The organism is Ruegeria pomeroyi DSS-3, assembly GCF_000011965.2.
Taxonomy (GTDB): Bacteria; Pseudomonadota; Alphaproteobacteria; order Rhodobacterales; family Rhodobacteraceae; genus Ruegeria_B; species Ruegeria_B pomeroyi.
Genome location: NC_003911.12, coordinates 2,360,482 through 2,376,651, shown reverse-complemented (window position 1 = coordinate 2,376,651; position 16,170 = coordinate 2,360,482). Strand labels below are relative to the sequence as shown.

General features: G+C 65.5%; 14 protein-coding genes. 7 read left to right on the top strand and 7 right to left on the bottom strand.

Annotated elements, in window-relative coordinates; all coding sequences use genetic code 11:
• Window positions 1-72 precede the first annotated feature (72 nt).
• Window positions 73-1,038 (top strand): DUF3179 domain-containing protein, encoded by a 966-nt coding sequence (locus SPO_RS11320; RefSeq protein WP_044028325.1) that lies wholly within the window; start codon window positions 73-75, stop codon window positions 1,036-1,038.
• Window positions 1,039-1,172: 134 nt separating this feature from the next.
• Here SPO_RS11320 and SPO_RS11315 read toward each other — a convergent pair whose 3' ends face one another.
• The 4 genes from SPO_RS11315 to SPO_RS11300 form a co-directional block, all read right to left on the bottom strand.
• Window positions 1,173-1,688 carry a bactofilin family protein gene (locus SPO_RS11315; protein ID WP_011047953.1) on the bottom strand — a complete coding sequence of 172 codons (516 nt, stop codon included), beginning with the start codon at window positions 1,686-1,688 and terminating at the stop codon, window positions 1,173-1,175.
• On the bottom strand, window positions 1,678-3,006 hold the full coding sequence (locus SPO_RS11310; protein ID WP_044028323.1) for a M23 family metallopeptidase: 1,329 nt from the start codon (window positions 3,004-3,006) through the stop codon (window positions 1,678-1,680). Before SPO_RS11310 ends, SPO_RS11315 begins: the two co-directional genes overlap by 11 nt.
• 188 nt (window positions 3,007-3,194) lie before the next feature.
• Entirely contained in the window at window positions 3,195-4,010 is an 816-nt protein-coding gene (locus SPO_RS11305) for a ferritin-like domain-containing protein (protein WP_044029236.1), read from the bottom strand.
• A 17-nt stretch (window positions 4,011-4,027) separates the two neighbouring features.
• A complete protein-coding gene (locus tag SPO_RS11300; RefSeq protein ID WP_011047950.1) occupies window positions 4,028-4,489 on the bottom strand; it encodes a peroxiredoxin in 462 nt (153 codons plus the stop codon).
• Window positions 4,490-4,550: 61 nt separating this feature from the next.
• Here SPO_RS11300 and SPO_RS11295 point away from each other — a divergent pair, with 61 nt between their 5' ends.
• The 4 genes from SPO_RS11295 (at window position 4,551) to SPO_RS11280 (ending at window position 11,153) form a co-directional block, all read left to right on the top strand.
• Entirely contained in the window at window positions 4,551-7,973 is a 3,423-nt protein-coding gene (locus SPO_RS11295; RefSeq protein ID WP_011047949.1) for an AsmA family protein, read from the top strand.
• 69 nt (window positions 7,974-8,042) lie between these two features.
• Window positions 8,043-9,092 (top strand): tRNA preQ1(34) S-adenosylmethionine ribosyltransferase-isomerase QueA, encoded by a 1,050-nt coding sequence (gene queA / locus SPO_RS11290; protein WP_011047948.1) that lies wholly within the window; start codon window positions 8,043-8,045, stop codon window positions 9,090-9,092.
• Window positions 9,093-9,193: 101 nt separating this feature from the next.
• On the top strand, window positions 9,194-10,456 hold the full coding sequence (locus SPO_RS11285) for an MFS transporter (RefSeq protein WP_011047947.1): 1,263 nt from the start codon (window positions 9,194-9,196) through the stop codon (window positions 10,454-10,456).
• Between the two features lie 115 nt (window positions 10,457-10,571).
• Entirely contained in the window at window positions 10,572-11,153 is a 582-nt protein-coding gene (locus SPO_RS11280; RefSeq protein WP_011047946.1) for a DUF924 family protein, read from the top strand.
• A gap of 10 nt (window positions 11,154-11,163) precedes the next feature.
• Here the strand turns inward: SPO_RS11280 and SPO_RS11275 are convergent, their stop codons facing one another.
• A complete protein-coding gene (locus SPO_RS11275) occupies window positions 11,164-11,595 on the bottom strand; it encodes a hypothetical protein (RefSeq protein WP_011047945.1) in 432 nt (143 codons plus the stop codon).
• Window positions 11,596-11,770: 175 nt separating this feature from the next.
• Between SPO_RS11275 and lpdA the strand changes: the two genes are divergently transcribed.
• A complete protein-coding gene (gene lpdA, locus SPO_RS11270; RefSeq protein ID WP_011047944.1) occupies window positions 11,771-13,165 on the top strand; it encodes a dihydrolipoyl dehydrogenase in 1,395 nt (464 codons plus the stop codon).
• A gap of 59 nt (window positions 13,166-13,224) precedes the next feature.
• Here the strand turns inward: lpdA and SPO_RS11265 are convergent, their stop codons facing one another.
• Window positions 13,225-14,922 (bottom strand): vWA domain-containing protein, encoded by a 1,698-nt coding sequence (locus tag SPO_RS11265; RefSeq protein WP_011047943.1) that lies wholly within the window; start codon window positions 14,920-14,922, stop codon window positions 13,225-13,227.
• A gap of 189 nt (window positions 14,923-15,111) precedes the next feature.
• Here SPO_RS11265 and SPO_RS11260 point away from each other — a divergent pair, with 189 nt between their 5' ends.
• Window positions 15,112-15,672, top strand: coding sequence for a methyltransferase domain-containing protein (locus tag SPO_RS11260; protein ID WP_044028322.1), 561 nt, complete (start codon window positions 15,112-15,114; stop codon window positions 15,670-15,672).
• A gap of 6 nt (window positions 15,673-15,678) precedes the next feature.
• On the opposite strand, the gene SPO_RS11255 is transcribed toward SPO_RS11260, so the two are convergent.
• Entirely contained in the window at window positions 15,679-16,038 is a 360-nt protein-coding gene (locus tag SPO_RS11255; protein WP_011047941.1) for a rhodanese-like domain-containing protein, read from the bottom strand.
• Between the last annotated feature and the right edge of the window lie 132 nt (window positions 16,039-16,170).

Below are 16,170 nucleotides of genomic sequence, written 5' to 3'. Positions count from 1 at the left end.
CGTGTGCGGGGTGGCGCGATACCATCCGTGCGGTGACCATGGGACACGGTTGTGAACCTCGGAGGTCCCGGCATGCGCATCTTTTCCCTGCTGCTTGCGATCTGGCTGGCTTTGCCTGCCCTGGCCGGGCCCGAGATCTGGCGTCATGAGTGGCCCGATACCGATTTCGACAAGACCAGCGTCGCGCATTGGGGCGAGATCCTGTCCGGCGGCCCGCCCAAGGACGGTATCCCTGCGCTGAGCGATCCCGCGTTTGTGAGCGCGGCAACCGCTGAGGACCTGGAAGGGCGTGAGCCGGTGATCACAGTGGCGCTCCCCGGAGAGGTCGCGCGTGCCTATCCGCTGCGCTATCTGATGTGGCACGAGATCGTCAACGACCAGATCGGGACGGTGCCGGTGGCCGTCACCTTCTGCCCGCTGTGTAACTCTGGCCTGACCTTTGATCGGCGCAGCCCGGCAGGTGAGCTGGAGTTCGGGGTGACCGGCAAGCTGCGCAATTCGGACATGGTGATGTATGACCGACAGACGCAGAGCTGGTGGCAACAGGCGCAGGGGCTGGCCATCGTGGGCAGGCTGACGGGGACCGAGTTGCAGACGCTGCCGAGCTGGATGGAGAGCTGGGACCAGTTCCGCGCCCGTGCGCCGCAAGGGCTGGTGATGGCCGAGCCGGCGTTTCGCCGCGCTTATGGCCGCAATCCCTATGTGAATTACGACAGTGCCCGGCGGCCCTTCCTCTATGACGGCGAGGCGCCGCCCCATGGCATCCCGGCGCTGGCCCGCGTGGTGCGGGTGGGTGCGCGGGCCTGGCCACTGACGCGGCTGGCCGCGGCGGGGGCGCTTGAAGAGGCGGGGCTGCGGTTCGAGTGGCGTGAAGGACAGGCCTCGGCGCTTGATACGGCGCGGATCGGCGACGGGCGCGAGGTCGGCTCGATCCGGGTGCGCGACGGGCAGGGGCGCGACATCGCCCATGACGTGATGTTCGCCTTTGCCTTTCACGCCTTCTGGCCACAAGGCGAATGGATGCTGGGGGCAGAATAGCACGCTTGGGCGCGGCCAGGCGGGCCAAGATTTTTCGACGAAAAATCTGGCGCCGCCCGGGTCAGGCGTTGTGCCAAATCAAAAGCGCCGCGGGAGGGTCACGGCGCTTTGCATGTTCTGAAAGAGAGCGAGGCTCAGGCGCCTTCGGGCTTGGGGGCCGGGGCAGCCGCAGCCGGGTTGGCGCCGGGCTTGGCGGCGCGACCGGGGTTCAGCGGGTCGTCCTGACGCTGCACCGAGCCTTCGAAATGGGCACCGCTCTCGATCGCGATGGTCTTGTGGATGATGTCGCCCTCGACCCGCGCGGTCGAGGTCAGGCGCACCTTGAGGCCCCGCACACGGCCGACGATCCGGCCATTGATCACCACGTCGTCGGCCGTCACCTCACCCTTGATGGTGGCGGTCTCGCCGATGGTCAGCAGATGCGCGCGGATATCGCCTTCGACCGAGCCTTCAACCTGGATATCGCCGGAGGTCTTGATGTTACCGGTGATGTGCAGATCCGACGACAGGATCGAGGCCGGCGGCTTGGGCTTGGGCGCAGCTGCCTTGTAATCGCTCGGAGCGGGCGCAGCAGGAGCCGCAGGCGCGGCGGGTTTGGCCGCCTCGGGGGCCTTGGGGGCGGGCTCGTTGATTTTGCTCTTAGAAAACATTGCGTGAAGCCTTGATGTAAGTCATGGGGTTAACGGGTCTGCCGTTGACATGCACCTCATAGTGCAGATGCGTCCCGGTGGACCGTCCGGTGCTACCCATATCAGCAATATGATCCCCGCGCGAGACCCTTTGGCCGACCTTTACACGGAGTTGCGAGTTATGGGCGTAATAGGTCTCGATGCCAAAGGCGTGGCGGATCTTGATCAGCTTGCCAAAACCCGATTGCCAGCCCGCATGGGTGACAACGCCATCGGCGGTGGCGTGAATGTCGGTGCCATGCTTGCCGGCGAAATCCGAGCCGTTATGCATGCGCTTGCCGCCGGTCTTGGGGTCGCGCCGATAGCCGTAACCGCTGGTATAGCGCACCGCCGCGCGCACCGGCGAGGCGAAGGGCGCCTGTTCGGCGGCCAGCCGGTAGAGGTTCAGCTGGTCCATCTGCTGAAGCAGCAGGTTCGCGCGGATCTCGTCTGCCGAGGGTTCCTCACCGCGCGTGCTGAAGGATAAAGGGGTCAGCGGCCCGCCCTGGCCGCTATAGCCGCGCCGCACCTCTTCGATGATGCGATCGGTGGGCATGCCGGCGCTGCGGAACATCTTGTCCAGCGGCTCCAGCGAGATGGTCATTGCCTCTTCCAGCTGGCGGAAGATCTGGTCGTTGCGCTCTTCCATCAGCTTGATTTCCAGCTCCAGCTCGGCGCGCGCATCCAGCGCCGACTGGGCATCAGCACGGATCTGGTCGCGTTGCTGGGCGGTGCGCTCCAGCGCCGCGGCCATGAAATCCATCTGCGCGGGGACCTCGGCGGCCACTTCCTGCACGGCGGCGCTGTCACCCTTTTCGTCCAGCATCTTGGCCAGCTCGGCGCGAGCGTTCTCGCGCTGTTTCATGGTGGCGCGCAGGGTGGTCTGGATCACGTCGACCCCCGTTTCCAGCTCGCGCCGGCGGGTTTCCGAGGCCAGCAGCTCGGTCTGCATGGCCGAGATCTGGGTCAGGGCGGCGTTGAACCGGCGCTGTGCGGCCACCGCCTCTTCGGCGCGGGCGTCACGTTCCTGCGAGAGCGCGTTCAGGCGTTCCTGATAGGTGGCCTGATCCCGCTTGGCCTGTTCGCGGAAATTGCCGGCGCCGATGCTGTCCATCAGCAGGATGGCGGTGGCAACGATGGTCCATGCGACCAGCAGCGTGGCGCCGCCAAAGGCGATCAGCTGGGTCTCGGGCCGAAGCCGGATGAACCGTGTATCGGTGTCGGATTTCAGAAAGACCCTGCGTTCGGGAAATTTCTGCTCCAGAAACGCGTGGATTTTGATCGCCAGACGTGTTCGCACGCGCCCATCCCTTGTTGTCCCCTCACAAAACCCCGGGATTGAGTGGTGCCGGGGCCTTGGCACGTGTGAATACCGGCGCAGGGCGGATCGGGCAAGTTTGTTTACCAGAAGCGCAAAAACCCTGCCCATGACAGCCCGGTTTCGGCGAAAATCCGCCGAAACCATGCGTTTGCATGCGATGTGGCCCGTCAGACACCGCGATTTCGCTGTTCGGTCTCTTCGGCGAGGGGCCAGTAGAAATCCGGGGGCAGCCCGGCTTCGGCGCGTTTCTCCTCGTTAAAGGGCGGCTTCAGCGCGCCATGGAAATAGCGCCGCACCAGCGCGTGGAACACTTCCTTGGGGTCGGCATTCTCGCGTCCGCACAGGAAATGGAACCATTTGGAGCCATAGGCGACATGGCCCACTTCTTCGGCATAGATCACCTCGAGAGCGGCGACGGCCGCGGGCAAGGTCGCCTTGCGGAAGATGTCGATCATTCCCGGCGTCACATCCAGCCCGCGCGCCTCGAGCACCATGGGCACCACCGCCAGCCGGCCCATCAGATCCTCGGCCGTATCCTCGGCGGCGCGCCACATGCCGGCATGGGCCGGCAGCGCGCCATAATGGCTGCCGATACTCTCAAGAACGTCGCAGATCATGTTGAAATGTTTGGATTCCTCGTCCGCGCATTTCACCCAGTCGTCGTAGAACCCGATCGGCATCGGCACATGGCCGAACCGCGCGATGATGTCCCAGTGCAGATCGACCGCGTTCAGCTCGATATGCGCCACCGCATGCAACAGCGCGATGCGCCCCGCCTCCGAGCCCGGGCGGCGGCGCGGCACGTCGCGCGGGCTGAGCAGTTCGGGGCGTTCGGGGCGGGCCGGATGGGGCGGCGGGTTGGCGGTGCCCACCGCGATCGGCGTGGCTTCGCCCTTGCGGGCGGCAAACCAGGCGGCGGCATGGCGGCGTGACAGCGCGGTCTTGGCGCGGCCATCGGCGGTGGTCAGCACCTCGACGGCCATTTCGGTCAGGCTCAGGCTCACAGGGCGCGCACCGCGTCCAGCACCGCGTCCACATGGCCATCGACCTTGACCTTGCGCCAGACCTGGGCGATCCGGCCCTCACCATCGATCAGAAAGGTCGTGCGTTCGATGCCCATGGATTTCTTGCCATACATGTTCTTTTCCACCCAGACGCCATAGCGCTCGCAGACATCGCTTTCGGCATCCGACAGCAGCGGTGTGGTCAGCCCGTGTTTGGCGACGAATTTGTCATGTTTGGCCACCGTATCGCGCGAGATCCCCAGAACCTGGGCGCCGGCATCGGCAAAGGCCTGCAGGTTCACGGAAAAGCCGATGGATTCCTTGGTGCAGCCCGGAGTATCATCGCGGGGATAGAAGAACAGAACAACCGCGCGACCGCGCAGGTCGGACAGGCTGATCTCGCCGCCGCCATCGCGGGGAAGCGTGAATTCGGGGGCAATATCTGTGACATCGGGCATCGGGGCACTCCGGCTGGGTTTCGTGATACGATTGCGCGCATCATAGGTCGCGGCGGAGAAGTTGGAAGACATCGACAAGACTTCGGACGGGGCTGACCCCGGAAAACCGCGCCGCAGCCGGCGGCGGGTGACCTTGCTGTGGGCGATGCGCGGCACGGTGCTGCTGGTGTTTCTGGCGGGGTTTGCCGGGTTGATGGTGGTGGGCCAGACCCTGCAGGCGCCGCCCTGGCTGCAATCGCGGGTCGAGTCCCGCCTGGCGCGCGCGCTCGAGGGCGGCGCGATCCGGTTTGGCGGCGTCTATTTCGTGATCAACAAGGGCTGGCGTCCGCGTTTGCGCCTGCGCGATGTCGAACTGTCCGATGCCGGTGGCCGGGTGATCGCGCGGCTTGCCGATGCCGAGGCCAGCCTGGCGATGCGGCCCCTGCTGCGCGGCCAGGTGCAGCCCAAGCGGATCGTGCTGAACGGCGCCTCGGCCGCCCTGCGACGCGACGCCGAGGGGCAGGTCTCGCTGTCGCTGGGCGGGCAGGGCGGCGGGACGGTCGGGCAGGCCTCGACACTGGCACAGCTGCTCGAATCGCTTGATGCGGTGTTCCTGCATCCCCAGCTCAGCGCGCTCAGTTCGGTCGAGCTGACCTCGCTGTCGCTGGAGTATGAGGATCTGCGCCAGGGGCGCGGCTGGACGCTGGATGGCGGTCAGGTGCTGATCACCCGTGGTGGTGGCGACCTTCGCATCGCCACCGAATTCTCGTTGCTCAGCGGGCGCGATTTTGCCAGCCGGTTCGAGGCCAATTACACCAGCACCCTGGGTCAGCCCGCGGCCAGTTTCGGCATCTCGATCGAGGATCTGGCCGCCGCCGATATCGCGGCGCAGGCACCGGCGCTGGCCTGGTTGCAGGTGCTGGATGCGCCCATTTCGGGCGCGCTGCGCGGGGGCATCGACGCGGCGGGCACCTTGACCCCGATCTCGGCCACGCTGCAGATCGGGCAGGGCGCGCTGCAACCCAACCCCAAGACCCGGCCGATCCCCTTTGCCTCGGCCCGTACCTATTTCACTTATGACCCGGCCCAGCAGCGGCTGAGCTTTGCCGAGGTGGCGGTGGACAGCGCCTGGGGTGCGGCCCAGGCAGAGGGCGTGGCCTATCTCGACGGGGTCGAGGCCGGGCGGCTTGACCGTCTGGTCGGGCAGTTCCGCCTGCACGGGCTGCGCGTCAACCCCGCCGCCGTCTATCCCGAGCCGCTGACCATCGACCGCGCCGAGGTGGATTTCCGGATGACACTGAACCCGTTCCAGTTGCGGATCGGGCGGATGGATGTGATCGACGATGGCCGCACCCTGCGGCTGGACGGCGATCTGAGCGCCGCGCCCGAGGGCTGGCAACTGGCGCTGGACGCGCAGCTGGATGCGATCACCCCGGCGCAGGTCCTGTCCTATTGGCCCGAGGGCGTGGCGCCCAAGCCGCGTGAATGGGTGGCCGAGAACCTGGTCGAGGCGCAGTTGAGCGATCTTGACCTCGCGCTCCGGCTGCGCCCCGGGGCCAAGCCCGACCTTTATGCCGATTTCGACTTTGCCGAGGCGCAGATCCGTTATGCCAGAACACTGCCGCCGCTGGTGCGCGCGCGCGGGCAGGCCAGCCTGCTGGATGGCCGTTTCGCGGTGACGGCCGACGCGGGGGTCGTTGTGGCCGCACAGGGGGGCGAGATGGACGCCACCGGCACCTCGTTCATCATCCCCGATATCGGCATCCGCCAAGCCGCGCCGGGTATTGCCCGGATCATGGCCAGCGGGCCGGTCACCGCCGCGCTGTCCCTTTTGAACGAGCCGCCGCTCAGCATCCTGGACAAGGCCAATCTGCCGGTCGACCTGGCAGAGGGCACTGCCCGGCTGACCGGCACGCTGGCATTGCCGCTCAAGGACAAGGTCAGGATCGCGGATATGGAATTCCACCTGGCCGGCGTGGTCGAGGGGGTGGCAAGCGAGGTGCTGGTGCCCGGCACCCGGGTCTCGGCACCCCGGCTTGAGGTGAGCGGAGACCAGACCCGGATCGCCTTGCAGGGGGCCGGGCTGTTCGGCAGCGTCCCGGCCAGCATGCGCTGGCAACAGCCGCTGGGGCAGGGCCAGCGCAGCAACCTGAGCGGGCGTATCGCGCTGACCCCCGATTTGATCCGCGAGCAGCGGCTGGGCCTGCCCGATGGCATGCTGACAGGCGCGGGTGAGGCCGATTTCACCCTTGGGATCGGGGGCGGCGAGCCGCTGCGCCTTGCGGCACAGTCGAACCTGTCCGGGGTGCGCCTGTCGCTGCCGGAACTTGGGTGGAGCAAACCGCCCGCCAGCACCGGTCGGCTGGCGCTCGAGGCAACTCTGGGCGCGGGTGGGCGGGTCGAGACGATCGAGGTCGAGGCCGCCGGGCTGCGCACCCGTGGCAGTATCGAGTTCAATCCCGACCGCAGTTTCGCGCGCGCGCGGTTCTCTTCGTTCGAACTGGGGGATTGGCTGGCGGTTCCGGTCGAACTGGTCGGGCGCGGCGCCGGGGCGGTGCCCGATATCGTGGTGCAGGGGGGCGTTCTGGATCTGCGCCGGGCCAGTTTCGGCAGTGGTGCCTCGGGTGGCAGCGGCGGCGGTGGTGCGGCCCCGGCGGTCAGCCTCGCGCTCGACCGGTTGCAGGTCTCTGACAGCATGACGCTGAGCGGCATGCGTGGCAGTTTCAGCACCGGCGGAGGGCTGAATGGCCGCTTCACCGGGTCGCTGAATGGGCAGGCGCCGATCTCTGGCCAGTTGATCGGGCGGGGCGCGCGCAGTGCGGTATTTCTGCAGGCCGAGGATGCGGGCGCGGTGTTCCGCGCCGCAGGGATCCTAGATCAGGCCCATGGCGGCAGCTTCCAGCTGGTGATGGAGCCGGTAGGCGCGCCGGGCAATTACGACGCGCAACTCAGGGTGCGCAACACCAGGGTGCGCGATGCGCCTGCGATGGCGGCGCTGCTCAACGCGGTGTCGCTGGTCGGGCTGATCGACGAGATGTCGGGTCAGGGTATCCTGTTCGGCGAGATCGACAGCAAGATGCGGCTGACGCCCACAACCCTCACCGTGCTCGAAGGCAGTGCGGTCGGCCCGTCGATCGGGGTGTCGATCAATGGCACCGTGGATACGGAAAACCGGGTTCTGGACCTGCGCGGCGTGGTCTCGCCCATCTATCTGCTCAATGCGATCGGCAGTGTGCTGACCCGCAAGGGCGAAGGGTTGATCGGGTTCAACTATACCCTGACCGGCCCGATGCAGCGGCCGCAGGTCTTCGTCAATCCGCTGTCCGGGCTGGCGCCGGGCTTTCTGCGCGACATCATCCGCGCACCCGCGCCCAGCCTGCCGGCGGTGCCCGAGGAGAACAGCGCGCCCGCACCGGCCGCACCGGCGGCAACGCCCGAACCGGCGCCACGGCCCGCCCCTGCGCCCCAGCCCGCGCGCCCGCACAGTGGCGGCGGTGACCGCTGAGCGGTCTGCCGCCCTGTCAGGCGAATTGGCTGTGGTCAAAGCGTGCGGCGCGCTCTATAGGCGCGGGCCATGAAGCTCAGCGATTTCGATTTCGACCTGCCCGATGACCTGATTGCCACGCGGCCCGCCCAGCCCCGTTCTTCGGCGCGCCTGCTGGTGGCCCGGGGAGATGCGATCAGCGATGCGGTGGTGCGCGATCTGCCCGACTGGTTGCGCCCGGGCGACCGGCTGGTGCTGAACGACACAAGGGTGATCCCCGCGCGGCTGAGTGGTACCCGCCAGCGCCAGAGCGCCCAAGGCCCGGTCACCGCCCGGATCGAGATCACCCTGCTGGAACCGCGCGCCGATGGCAGCTGGAGCGCGCTGGCCAAACCGCTGCGCAAGTTGCGTGAAGGTGAAACCATTATCTTTTCCAACGACCTGTCGGCTGATGTTGAGGCGATTGAAGACGGGCAGGCCCTATTGCGGTTCAACCTGACCGGCCCCGATTTCGACGCCGCGCTGGCCCAGGCGGGCGCGATGCCGCTGCCGCCCTATATCGCCGCCAAACGCGCCGCCGATGAGCAGGACAAGACCGATTACCAGACCGTCTGGGCGCGTCATTCCGGCGCTGTCGCCGCCCCCACCGCCTCGTTGCATTTCGACGATACGCTGCTGGCAGCACTGGCCGCACATGGGGTTACCTTTACCCATGTTACCCTGCATGTGGGCGCGGGCACCTTTCTGCCGGTCAAGGTCGAGGATGTGACGACCCACAAGATGCATGCCGAGTGGGGCCGGGTCAGCGCCGAGGCCGCCGCCGAGATCGCCGCCACCAAGGCGGCAGGCGGCCGGGTGATCCCGGTCGGAACCACCGCCCTGCGCCTGATCGAAAGCGCCGCGCGCGGCGGGCAGATCGCGCCCTGGGAGGGTGACACCGACATTTTCATCTATCCCGGCTTCGACTTCCGCGTTGCCGACGGGCTGATGACCAATTTCCACTTGCCCAAATCGACACTGCTGATGCTGGTCTCGGCTCTGATGGGGCAAGAGAGCATCCGCAAAATCTATGCCCATGCGGTGGAAAACCGCTATCGGTTCTTCTCTTATGGGGATGCGTCGCTTTTGCTGCCGGGCTAGGCGATAACGGATCAGACCCGGGCCGCTTTGTCGTGGACAAGCAGAGGCTCGACCTTTCTTCTTTGGACCGCAGAGTCCGCAACCGCACAAAGGCAATCGCGATGCTTCAGGTTCTATCCAGCGCATGGGCGCTGCTTTTGGGCATTGGCCTGCTGATGGTGGGTAACGGCCTGCAGGGCACGCTGCTGGGTGTGCGGGGCGAGATCGAGGGGTTTTCCACCTTCGAGATGTCGCTGGTGATGTCGGCCTATTTCGTCGGGTTCCTGGGCGGCTCGCGCATGGCGCCCGAGATGATCCGCCGGGTCGGCCACGTGCGGGTGTTCGCGGCACTGGCCTCGTTCATCTCGGCGGTGATGATCCTCTATCCTGCTTTTGCCAATATCTATGTCTGGATGCTGGGGCGGGTGATCATCGGGTTCTGTTTCTCGGGCGTTTACGTCACCGCCGAAAGCTGGCTGAACAATGCCGCCGACAATTCGAACCGGGGCAAGGCGCTGTCGCTGTACATGATTGTGCAGATGACCGGTATCATCGTGGCCCAGGGGCTGATCCAGGTCGGTGATCCGGGCGGGTATGAGGCGTTCATCATCGCCTCGATCGTGGTTTCGATCTCGTTTGGTCCGATCCTGCTGTCGATCTCGCCGACCCCGGCCTTTGACAGCACCAAACCGATGAGCCTGAAGGCGCTGATGCAGACCTCTCCGCTGGGCTGTGTCGGCATGTTCCTGCTGGGGGGCGTGTTCTCGGCCCAATTCGGGATGAGCGCGGTCTATGCGGCCAATGTGGGGCTGACGCTGTCGCAACTGTCGATCTTTGTCGCCACCTTCTATGTGGGCGCGCTGGTGGTGCAATATCCGCTGGGCTGGCTGTCGGACCGGATGGACCGGCGGGTGCTGATCCTGTTTGTCGCGTTGGTCGGCGGCGGCGGTGCGATGCTGGGCGCGATGCTGGGCGGCCAGTTCGAATTCCTGCTGCTGGCGGCGCTGATCATCGGCGGGCTGTCCAACCCGCTTTATTCTCTGCTGATCGCCTATACCAACGACTATCTCGACTATGACGACATGCCGGCGGCCTCGGGCGGGCTGGTGTTCATCAACGGGCTGGGGGCGATTGCCGGGCCGGTCACCACCGGCTGGCTGATGTCGGACGGGGTGTTCGGCCCGCCGGGCTTCTTCTTCTTCATCGCATCGCTGATGTTCGCGACCGCCGCCTATGCCGCGTATCGCGCGACTCAGCGTCCCTCGACCCCGGTCGAGGAGACCAGTTCCATGGCCTACATGTACCCGACCGCCTCGCCAGTGGCGATCGAGATGGCGCAAGAAGTGGCATTCGAGGCCGATCAGGAGGCAGAAGAGCAGAAGTAGGCGATTTTTCCCCTTGCTTCATGACGCATTGTTGCAAATCGTTACTGTTACAGAATTGTAAAAAGGCGTTTAATCCCCAGTAACCTGGGGACAAAAGGAGAGTGGAGACAGACCGATGGTCGGCCCCGAAGACGTATTGAAGTTCTGGCTGGACGAAGTGGGTCCCGCCGGATGGTATGCCCAGGACGAGGCGTTGGACGCCCGGATCAGGGACAAGTTCCAGTCCACATGGGAGGCAGCGGCAGAGGGCAGGTTCTCGCTCTGGCTCACCTATCCCAGCGGTGCTCTGGCCTATATCATTCTCACCGATCAGTTCCCCCGCAACATGTTCCGCGGCTCGGGCAAGGCCTTTGCCACCGACAGGGCGGCGCTGATGGCCGCGAAATGCGCGGTGGACAAGGGCTGGGACCTGAAGATCGACGAACCGGCGCGGCAGTTCTTTTACCTGCCGATGATGCATTCCGAAAATCTCTGCGATCAGGAACGCTGTGTGCGGCTGATGTGCCAGCGGATGCCCGAATCAGGCGCATCGAACCTGCTGCATGCGCGGGCCCATCGCGAGGTGATCCGCAAATTCGGACGGTTCCCCTATCGCAATCAGGCCCTTGACCGGGCCAGCACCCAGAGCGAGGCAGAGTATGTCTCGGATGGCGGCTATGGCGCGACGGTGCAGCAGTTGCAGCGCAAGGCGGGCTAGGCTCTAGGCTCTAGGTTCCGCCCGGTGCCGGCTGACAGCCGCGAAGCTCGGCGACGCCGCGCGCCATCCGGTCTGCGGCGGTTTCAAAGGCGCGGTCGAGCAGCTGATCGGGCAGGGTGGCCAGGCTGGCCATCCGGGCCTGCATCCCGTCCAGTCGCGCTTCCAACCCATCAAGGCGGTTCTGCAACCGGGCGCTGGCAGCCGTGCCCGGCGCGGCGGCCAGATCGGCCCGCAGGCCGGACAGTTCGGCGCGCACCCCGGCAATCTCGTCGCGCAGAGGGGTCAGCTCGGCGATGCTGGCGGTCACGCGGTCGCTGACCGTGTCCACCGTCGCCATCATCCGCCAGCCCAGAAACAGGCACAGCGCCACCAGGATCAGCGTGGCATTGAGCAGTGCCAGAAACAGGTCCTTGAGCGTTTTCATCACGTCGGTTCTCCACATCGCCGCTGCTGCCCTCGGTTCTAGCGCAAAGACCGTTGCCGGTATAGGCTGGCATGGCGGACGTAACGCCGCTGCCGGCGCGTCACTTTTGTCGCGGCGCAGGGCTGTTGATGTGCGTGAGAAATTAGTTTAATGGTAAACTAGTTTTTAGAACGGGTCTGGCCGAGGGAAGAACATGGCTGCACAATCCTATGACGTGATCGTAATCGGCGCCGGGCCGGGGGGCTATGTGGCCGCCATCCGCGCGGCTCAGCTGGGGCTCAAGGCCTGTGTGGTCGAGCGCGAACATCTGGGCGGCATCTGCCTGAACTGGGGCTGCATCCCGACCAAGGCGCTGCTGCGCTCGTCCGAAGTGTTCCACCTGATGGAGCGCGCCAAGGAATTCGGGCTGAAGGCCGACAATATCGGCTATGACCTCGACGCGGTGGTGAAACGCTCGCGCGGGGTGGCCAAGCAGCTGTCGGGCGGCATCGGCCATCTGATGAAGAAGAACAAGATCGACGTGGTGATGGGCGAGGCGACGATCCCGGCCAAGGGCAAGGTTTCGGTCAAGACCGACAAGGGCACCCAGGAACTGACCGCCAAGAACATCATCCTCGCCACCGGTGCGCGCGCGCGCGAATTGCCGGGGCTCGAGGCTGACGGCGATCTGGTCTGGACCTACAAGCATGCGCTGCAACCGGTGCGGATGCCCAAGAAACTGCTGGTCATCGGCTCGGGCGCCATCGGCATCGAATTCGCCAGCTTCTACAACACGCTGGGCGCCGACACGACCGTGGTCGAGGTGATGGACCGCGTTCTGCCGGTCGAAGATGCCGAGATCAGCGCCTTCGCCAAGAAGAGCTTTGTCAAGCAAGGCATGAAGATCATGGAGAAATCCATGGTCAAGCAACTGGACCGCGCCAAGGGAAAGGTCACTGCCCATATCGAGACCGGCGGCAAGGTCGAGAAACTGGAATTCGACACCGTAATCTCTGCTGTCGGTATCGTCGGCAACGTGGAAAACCTCGGGCTCGAGGCGCTGGGGGTCAAGATCGACCGCACGCATGTGGTGACCGATGCCTATTGCCGGACCGGGGTTGAGGGGCTGTATGCCATCGGCGATATCGCCGGCGCGCCCTGGCTGGCGCACAAGGCCTCCCACGAGGGAGTCATGGTGGCCGAGCTGATCGCGGGCAAGCATGCCCACCCGGTCAAACCCGAAAGCATCGCAGGCTGCACCTATTGTCATCCGCAGGTGGCGTCGGTCGGCTATACCGAGGCCAAGGCCAAGGAACTGGGGTACGACATCAAGGTCGGCCGCTTCCCCTTCATCGGCAACGGCAAGGCGATTGCACTGGGCGAGGTGGAGGGCATGATCAAGACCATCTTCGACGCCAAGACGGGCGAGCTGCTGGGCGCCCATATGGTCGGCGCCGAGGTGACCGAGATGATCCAGGGCTATGTGGTGGGCCGCCAGCTTGAGACCACCGAAGAGGACCTGATGCACACGGTCTTCCCGCATCCGACGCTGAGCGAGATGATGCACGAAAGCGTTCTGGACGCATACGGGCGCGTCATTCACATGTAAGAACAACTGCTTCTGACGTAAAGCTGACCCTCGCCCGGCGCCCCGGGCGAGGGTTTTTCTTACTCCACCACCACCGCGCGGCGGGCAAATATTCGCTCGCCCGAGATGGTCGAAACATAGCGCAATTCATAGCTTCCGGGCATGTCGGGCGCCTGTACCTGCACGGTCGCGCCATCGCTGGTATAGGCATAGCCAAGATAGTCCAGCACGCCCGCATCCGGGGTGACAAAGGTGACATAGTCGCCGTCATAGGCGGGGCCGGTATGGCTCACCGCGACCATGCTGCCTGCTGCCACCCGATCGGGCGCTTCCAGCGTCACGCTCAGGTCGCTCACCGTGATGGGCTGGCTGATCGCAACCGAACTGTCCTGACCCACCACATAGCGCAGCTGGTACTGGCCCGGCGCCAATGGCATCCGCAGCCCCACGGGGTTGCCGTCGCGCACATAGGCATAGGTCAGGTAATCGTTGCCGTCGCTGCTGGCGTCCAGCTTGGCCACGGTCAGGAAATCCTCGTCAAAGCCGCCGCCCGACCATTCCACCTGCACCAGACTGCCCACCGGTGCGCTACCCGGCGCGTCCAGCGCGAAACTGCGCTCGCTCACCGTGATCGGCAGGCGGGCAAGGGTCTGAATTCCATCCGCCAGCACATAACGGATCTCATACGCGCCCGGCTCGACCGGCAGGCGCAGCGGCAGCGGGTTGCCCTTGGCGGTATATTCAAAGGTCAGATAGCTGGCGTCATTGGCGCCCACGGGACCGGCAGCCAGATAATCGCCCTCGCCATCCGGGCCGGTCCAGCTGACCTCGACCATTCCGCCCGCGGTGCCGCTGGCGGGCGCCGACAGGGTGGCGGCGGGCAGGGGTTCATCAAAGGCGATCTCGACCACCTCACGCCCGCCCGGTTGCAGGGTGACCCGGCGCTCTTCCACCGTCTCATCGGACAGGCGCAGGGCGCGCACCAGAAAGGTGCCGGGGGGCAGCTGGGTCTCGCCGCTCATCACCTGGGTCGCATCCATCGCCTGCGCGCCATCCTCGGTGAACACCTCCCAGACCACCTCGACCTCGCGGAAGGTGCTGCCAAAGGCCTCGGTCGCGGCAAAGAGCAGCCGGGCGGGGCCGGGGGCCGGGTCGGGCTTTACCGTGGCGGCGGCGGCCAGCGCCGCGCCCAGCTCGTCAGCGTTGGCGGCGCTGCGGAATGTGCCGCCGGTCTGGTCGGCAAGGCATTGCATCTGCGCCAGTGCCTGCGGGTCGTCGATATCGAATCCCACCACATGGGCGGTGAAATCGACCCCCGCCGCCTCGAGCGCGGCAGCAGTGGCGCATGGATCGGCGTCACAGGTCTCGACCCCGTCCGAGACCAGGATCACGGTGGCCTTCTCCTCGGTATAGCGCAGCGCCTCGGCGGCCTGGCGCACGGCCTCCAGCATCGGTGTCTTGCCCTTGGGTTTCAGCCCGGCCACCGCGCTGGCGATGGCCGCGCGGTTACCGGGCGCGGGCGCCACCAGCGTTTCGATATCGGTGCAATCGCCCTTGCGCCGGTGGCCATAGACCGTCAGGCCCAGCGGCTGATCCTGTGGCAGGTCGGCCAGCAGGCCGGTCACCACCTCGCGGGCGATCTCGATCTTGGCCTTGCCCTCGATCTGACCCCACATCGAGCCAGAGCCATCCAGCACCAATATGGCCGAGGGCTGATCCTGCGCAGCCAGTGTTGCGGGCAGGCATAGCGCCAATGCGGCCAGTCCAATTCGTTTCATTCAAAACCTCGTCTACAAAGCGAAAATAACACGCAAAATCTTGTCGCGTGGCCGCAGATTACGATCTGGAGCGTATACCGAAAGGGGAAATTTCGTCGTTTGCGGGTGGTTTTGCAAATGGCCCCACCGATCGCGTCTGGACGGGGTGGCCAAGGGCTGATTACCTGTCCCGGACACAAGGAGAGACGCGTGGCCAGTCTGAACCGGATCGCAATGGCACGATCAAGCCGCCGGATGATCAAGGACCTGGGCCCCGAGGGGCTGGAGGTGGCCGAGATCTCGGGCAAATGGGGGCAACAATTCCCGTTCCGCAGCTATCGCCGATTTATCTATCCCGAATACGATATCTGCGCCGGACCCTATTGCGACGCGGCCGGAGAGATCGAGCAATTCGACCTGATACTGGCCAATCAGGTCTGGGAACATCTGGACCGGCCTTATGAGGCGACGCTGAACGTGCTCGAAATGCTGCGGACCGGCGGACATTTCTGGCTGGCGGTGCCGTTCTTTGTGCCGTTTCACGCGGCCCCGATGGACAATTCGCGCTGGTCGGCGCGGGGTCTGCGGAATTTCCTGATCGAATGCGGCTTTGCCGAGGAGGAGATCCGGGCCGAGCAATGGGGCAACCGGCACGCGGCCCTGCGCAATCTCGAACGGCCCTGGCCGCCGGTCTATGACCCCGAGACCGATCCTCTGGACAACGATCCCGATTTTCCGATCTGCGCCTGGGCCATCGCGCGCAAGACCTGAGGCGGGTCAGGCGCGTTCGATCCGGCCGCCAGCACGGGCCCAGTGGCCCAGGCCGCCCAGGTTGTGAACCTCGGGGTAACCCAGGCCCAGCAGCAGCTTGCGCGCCCGGGCCGAGCGCCCGCCCGAGGCGCAATAGACCGCGATCCGACTGGCGCCCTCCAGCAGCGGCTCGAATTCGGGATGGTTTCGGTCAGCGCGCGCGCTCAGCTGCATCAGCGGGACATGCAGGGCACCGGCGGCCTTGCCGGTGGCCGCCAGTTCCCCCGCCTCGCGCACGTCGATCACCAGCAGGTCGCCGCGTGCGGCGGCGTCAACCGCCTCGGTGATGCTCAGGCCGGGCAGGGAGGGTTTGCGGAAAAAGAACATATCGGACCTGTCGGAGTGTCTGCGGGTTTTCGCCAATTTAACATTCAATGAATTGAATGCAATGCCAAAACCTTTGCATCCTGCATTTGTTCTCTTTACGTTCTATTAATCGGGTTGGAGACTCACGGCGGT